Here is a 5,393-nt window from a genome sequence, read left to right on the forward strand (position 1 = left end):
GTAAGTTGAACATTCAACGACGAATGTCTGAGGTTCAAGCGTGAATGTCTGAGGTGCATCGTTGCAGGTCTGAGGTTCAACGACGAATGTCTAAGGTGCGTCGTTGTAGGTCTGAGGTGGGCTGAGGTAAGTTGAACATTCAACGACGAATGTCTGAGGTTCAAGCGTGAATGTCTGAGGTTCAACGGTGAATGTTTAAGATTCAAGCGTGAATGTCTGAGGTGCATCGCTGATGCTCAGAGGTTCGAGCGTGAATGTTTAAGATTCAGCAGTGATTGTCAAAGGTTCAAACGTGACGTAAAACACTTCAGCAGTGAAGCGTGAAGTTCTACTCTTCAAAGGCTAACCCTCGACTGTCGCGATTGCTTCGCAAGCTCCAAAGGATCGCTTCGCAAGCTCTAACGATCGCTTCGCAAGCTCTAACGATCGCACCGTTGGGACATTAACGTTGAGCATTTTAATTGTTGATACATCTAAGACGGGTTTAGGAAATAACATGGCAACCGATCGCTCTCATCTCAAAATCCTGCTGCTTCAGATGCGAGAGGATGATTTTACGCGTCAAGAAGAATTCGATGAATTCGTGCGCTATAGTCGCCTTGATGCGAGTCAATTCAAAGTTCTCGATACGTTCGTTACCCCTGAGTTCGAGCCGTCGATCATCAATGAATTTGATGCTTTGTTCATTGGCGGATCGAGCGATGTTTCCGTTACTCAACCGGATATCTACCCCTTTATCATCCCCATTAAGAACTTATTAATTCACTGCTTAGATCAGGAAATTCCCGTTCTAGCTTCCTGTCTTGGATTTCAAGCCGCCGTTGCCGCATTGGGTGGTCAGGTCATCATTGATAAAGCCAATCTAGAAATGGGAACCTATCAGATGTGGCTCACCGAGGCAGCGACAGATGATACATTGTTTCACGATGTTCCCAACGGCTTTTGGGCAGTGTCGGGTCACAAAGAACGAGCGTTAGTGATGCCCGAAGGAGCCGTAGTGTTGGCGTACTCCGATCGCTGTCCGTTCCACGCTTTTAAAATCTCAGGCAAGCCATTTTATGGGTTTCAGTTTCATCCCGAAGTAGACGCGCCCGATATGGCAGAGCGGATTATTCGATATCAGAGCCGCTATTTAGACAGTGATGAGCAGGTGACTCAGATCTTGAGTAATCTTCAAGACACCGCGATCGCAAACCAACTGATTCAAAAATTCGTCGATCGCATTCTTCTAACCTAAGCTTTCGTTCCGAATTAGCGATACAGTATGATACTGTCCGCAGTCCGATGAAAAACTACAACCGACATGGCACAGCATCGCATCACGCTCCTTCCGGGCGATGGAATTGGTCCTGAAATTATGGCAGTCGCCGTCAAGGTGTTGAAGACGGTCGGTGAAACCTTTGACTTAACCTTCCAGTTTCAAGAAGCGCTCATTGGAGGCGCGGCGATCGATGCAACAGGCGAACCGCTTCCTGCCGAAACCCTAGAGATGTGTAAGAACAGTGACTCTGTGCTGCTCGCCGCGATCGGGGGCTACAAATGGGACACGCTACCGCGCCATCTGCGCCCCGAAACCGGACTGCTCGGACTCCGCGCCGGACTCGGACTCTTCGCCAACCTTCGTCCGGCCACCATCTTGCCTCAATTGATTGACGCTTCCTCGCTCAAGCGCGAAGTCGTTGAAGGCGTCGATATCATGGTGGTGCGAGAACTAACCGGAGGCATTTACTTCGGTCAGCCCAGAGGCGTGTTTACGACCGAAACGGGAGAGAAGCGGGGCGTCAACACGATGGCGTACACCGACTCTGAAATCGATCGCATCGGTCGCGTTGCGTTTGAAACGGCTCAGAAACGCCGGAAGAAACTTTGCTCGGTCGATAAAGCCAACGTGCTAGAAGTGTCGCAACTGTGGCGCGATCGCATCACGGCTTTAGCCGCCGACTACCCCGATGTCGAACTATCTCACCTCTATGTCGATAATGCGGCGATGCAACTCGTTCGTTCACCCAAACAGTTCGATACGATCGTCACCGGAAACCTCTTTGGAGATATCCTTTCGGATGCCGCTGCCATGCTCACAGGCAGCATCGGCATGTTGCCCTCTGCAAGTTTGGGCGCATCTGGTGCAGGCGTTTACGAACCCGTTCATGGATCTGCCCCCGACATTGCCGGACAAGACAAAGCCAATCCCCTCGCCCAAGTGTTGAGTGCAGCGATGATGTTGCGCTATGACTTAAATCAGCCCGACGCGGCCAACCGCATCGAGCAAGCAGTACTGAGCGTCCTAGACCAAGGCTATCGAACCGGAGACATTATCGCAGAGGGCAATACCTTGGTTGGATGCGAAGCGATGGGTAATATCCTGATTAAGGCCCTAACAGAGGAATAGATAAATCGTGAAGGTGAGACGGCTGATGGCACTACCTCTCTACCCAAAGACAGGTCTTCTATCGTTCACATTCCATTTATTTTGTCAATCCTAGACTTTAACAGTAGGATACTCTCGGAACACAAAGTGAGGATAGACGCGGTGGTTAACGCTTTACCCATTAGAGATACAGGAGCAGATGTGGACGACGGCAGCTTTGCGGCGTACCTCGACCCAATGGTGATTCGCTCGGCACGCCAAATTTACGAAACCTACTACTCAGTTCATCCCGAACTGACCGAACCCCCGCTCGGCGTCGCGATCAATCGCGTCACTCATCGCGGCAAACTGATCTTTACTCGCAAACCCGCTTTGCTGCCCCAAGAATGCTTTATTCCCTTCGATCTGATTCAATCCTCCGTCTATTAAGCAGAACTAGGGATTAGGGTTGCGGTTAAATCGGTCGGTCAGATCAAACTTTAGGCTGGCTTTAGGGAAGATTAGAAATTAACTTGTCCCATTGCGACCCCAGCCCCGATTTGTTATGGAGATTTTTCTCGCGCTTCCGGCTTGCTTTGTGGTGTTTGCTTTAGGCGCATCGATCGGCAGCTTTCTCAATGTCGTGATTTATCGGCTGCCCGCGAACCTTTCACTCCTTTACCCGCCATCACGCTGTCCTCACTGCCTCACCCGGTTGAAGAAGCACCATAATGTGCCCGTGTTTGGCTGGCTGTGGCTCAAAGGCAAATGCGGACACTGCAAGAGCGCTATTTCACGGCGCTATCCGCTGATTGAATTTGCCACTGGACTTTTATTTTTACTTGTATTTTTGATGTTTGGCGTCTCAGTTCAGACGATTGGCTACTGGGCGTTCCTCAGTTGGCTGCTTGCCCTTTCGATGATCGATTTAGACACCATGACTCTACCAGAGCCGTTGACCCGATCCGGTCTGGTGTTGGGATTAGCATTTCAAGTTTGCTCAGGCTGGGCAGCATCCGGGTTAACAGGCGCAATTGAAAAATTTATGATGGGCGCGATCGCAGCCGTAATTGGTATTTGGTTACTAGATATCATTGCGATCGCTGGCTCAATGGTTTTCGGTCAACAAGCGATGGGCGCGGGCGATTCTAAACTGATGGCCATGATGGGCGCATGGCTCGGCTGGAAATCTTTACTGTTAGCTGGATTTCTCGCTTGTGCTTCGGGTGCAATGGTTGGAGGAGGCGCGATCGCGCTTGGAATTTTGTCGCGTCGTCAGCCGATGCCGTTTGGTCCCTTTTTGGCACTTGGAGCCGCGATCTCGCTCTTTTATGGAGAAACGCTGATCGCTGCCTATATGAGTCAATTTACGAGTTTTGGGCCTAGCTGAAGGAGCGTAGGACAATCGAGGCTAAGACAGAAGTTCCCTTGATCATTAAAGCGATTCTATGGAGCTTCGCAAAGCTTCATAGAATCGCACTGAACAAAGCTACCTATCAATAATCGATTAAATTTTACCAAGCCCTACACTCTAAAGCCACTGGACTAGCCATCTTGCAAACGCTTCTCCACCGCAGTTTTGCACCTCAACACGAGGCAACTGATAACAATCACTCTTGTGCCCAACCTTGTTGGCATTGGTTGAGCAAGCATAGGCAAAATTGGTTGTGCGGACTAAATCAACAGTTTGAGTATTGTAATTGCCATATGGGTAGGCAAAGCTGTTAATAGAACGACCCAGCAGAGTTTCGAGATCGACTTTACTTTGCTGAATTTCTTGTTGTTGCAGCGTTGTAGATAATGTTGCAAGCTGCGGATGATGAACGGTGTGAGCGCCAATGTCAATTAAGTTTCCTTTACCCAATTGGCGAACTTCTTCTGGCGAAAGCGATCGATGGGTTAGGCGACCTGTAGAATTAATGCCTGCCCAATTGACGAGTTGTGTGAGAAGACTCTGACGCTCTTGCTCAGGCAACGGAAAAAATAGACGGCTGAGAGAGCGGTAGATCGAGTGACGGATGGTTGGGTCAGCCTTGCTTGGAGTGTAAATTGTCCACCTGCGATCGCGCTCAAAATCCGCTTCAGAATACTGAACGACATCCCCTAAGCTCCATCGGTAGAAGTTACCAGCAATCTCTATACATAGCGCTTCAGGCAGGTTTCCAGGCTGCAAGAAGATGCGATCGAGCGTATCCCACCAAAACTCCTGGTTATGTTGCCAATTTCCAGTAGAAATAAACATTGTTGCTGGAACATTGTGTTCTTCCAAGAGGGGCTTTGCCGTGAACAGATTGTCTGCATACCCATCATCAAACGTGATGCCTACTGTCCGTTCTAAAGACTCTCCAGCTTGAGCGGCTTCTACAATCTGATGCAACGGTAGAAGACGACAGTGTTTTTTTAAGACTTTAAGCTGCTCTGAAAAATGGTGCGGTGAAACACAGACGCGACAAGGATCGTTTGACGGTTCAGCAATGCGGTGATACATCAGAATGATTCCTCCTGATGTAAGCCGATGCTTAAACTTGTCCGTTATTTTCTGCAATTTTCCAAGTCCAGGAACTCTCATGGGTTGTCTCACAGTTTCTTGAAGGTGAATGAGGTGATGTAGAGCTGAATGCAATGAGAAACATGTCCGTGGAGGGCTTTCTGCTAAAAAGTCTTAGACGGAACAGGTTCTTTAAGGCAAGTCATTGAGTAGTAAGATTACAAGCCACTGAGTAGTGAAATTCTTATCAATACCCTACAGGAGCGTGACCTCTACCTCTAGTATGAAAAGTAGATCTTTACAGTAAAAAAGTTTTTTCTTTATAGAATATAAGCTTGTCTTCATTAACCTACGTAAGTAGGATTAGACCGAACTTCAACTCAATGTTGCGAAAATCTTGCTTTCAATACCACAATTTTCTCTGCGCTGTTCTTAAATTCATTTGTTTCCATATATATTGGCTAACTGCATATATTTCTATTTAGTTTGTTGTATGTATCGCTATTACAGCCTTTTTCGATCTAGTCAGGTACAGTAGCAGCAATGCGTGAACCAGGC

The 5,393-nt window shown here is 48.3% G+C and carries 5 protein-coding genes; 4 read left to right on the forward strand and 1 reads right to left on the reverse strand.

The window, feature by feature from the left end; genetic code table 11:
* Positions 1–448 precede the first annotated feature (448 nt).
* The 4 genes from AC5JLB_RS27980 to AC5JLB_RS27995 all read left to right on the forward strand — a co-directional run bounded on the left by AC5JLB_RS27980 (position 449) and on the right by AC5JLB_RS27995 (position 3,737).
* Positions 449–1,237 (forward strand): type 1 glutamine amidotransferase, encoded by a 789-nt coding sequence (locus AC5JLB_RS27980; protein WP_495877115.1) that lies wholly within the window; start codon positions 449–451, stop codon positions 1,235–1,237.
* A gap of 66 nt (positions 1,238–1,303) precedes the next feature.
* Complete coding sequence (gene leuB / locus AC5JLB_RS27985) at positions 1,304–2,389, forward strand: 3-isopropylmalate dehydrogenase (protein ID WP_495877116.1); 1,086 nt, start codon at positions 1,304–1,306, stop codon at positions 2,387–2,389.
* 141 nt (positions 2,390–2,530) lie between these two features.
* Complete coding sequence (locus tag AC5JLB_RS27990; RefSeq protein ID WP_495877117.1) at positions 2,531–2,797, forward strand: hypothetical protein; 267 nt, start codon at positions 2,531–2,533, stop codon at positions 2,795–2,797.
* A gap of 115 nt (positions 2,798–2,912) precedes the next feature.
* Entirely contained in the window at positions 2,913–3,737 is an 825-nt protein-coding gene (locus AC5JLB_RS27995) for a prepilin peptidase (RefSeq protein WP_495877118.1), read from the forward strand.
* 141 nt (positions 3,738–3,878) lie between these two features.
* On the opposite strand, the gene AC5JLB_RS28000 is transcribed toward AC5JLB_RS27995, so the two are convergent.
* On the reverse strand, positions 3,879–4,916 hold the full coding sequence (locus tag AC5JLB_RS28000) for a polysaccharide deacetylase family protein (RefSeq protein WP_495877119.1): 1,038 nt from the start codon (positions 4,914–4,916) through the stop codon (positions 3,879–3,881).
* Between the last annotated feature and the right edge of the window lie 477 nt (positions 4,917–5,393).

It is taken from the genome of Myxacorys chilensis (assembly GCF_059505265.1).